The 678-nt window shown below is 44.1% G+C and carries 1 protein-coding gene; it reads right to left on the bottom strand.

Annotated elements, in window-relative coordinates:
• On the bottom strand, positions 1-678 hold a 678-nt coding region (locus R7Q09_RS25930), incomplete at both ends, for a HAMP domain-containing sensor histidine kinase (protein WP_318143916.1).

A 678-nucleotide genomic window follows, 5' to 3' on the forward strand; every position in this document is an offset into this window, starting at 1 on the left:
TTGAGTTCCGATTGAACATCAATCCAGCCTTTGTGTGCTGCAACGATTTGTTGGCAAATAGACAGTCCAATACCTAAGCCAAAGTTGCCTTCTTTTTTGGTTGTAAAGTTGAGTTCAAAAATTGCTTTTTTCTGAGAATCCGGAATACCGCATCCATTATCTTCAAATGAAATCACGGCATAACGCTGTTGGTTTTTTTCAACTTCTCTCGTTTGTATTTTTAACGATCCTTTATCAGGAAAGGCGTCAATCGCATTGGATATTAGGTTGGTCCATACTTGTTGCAATGCAATAGGTTGGCAAAGCATACGCGGAAGTGGGGCGTAATCTGTTGAAACTTGATGTACCTTTAGCTTGTTTTCGAAAATCACTAAAGTGTCTTCGATGCCTTCATGGATATCGGCGTAGTGCATGCGTTCATCATCAGATCTCGCGTAGCCTTTTAGGCTCTTCACCATGTCAGCGATGCGAGCGGCACAAACATTGATAGAACGGAGAGAAGCACCTGCTTGATGGTATTGTTCTAACGTCTCTAGCGTAGAGGAGGCATTGTCTTTCTTCTTGGCGAGCTGGGAACCGAGTTCGGAATCGCTCTCTAGGCCTAAATTGACGACTTTTTTGGCAATGGCACGATCAGGTAACGTGCTGTTGAGCTCTTTGACGCGTGAGCGCAGTTCC

The organism is Vibrio sp. 2130-1 (assembly GCF_033339515.1).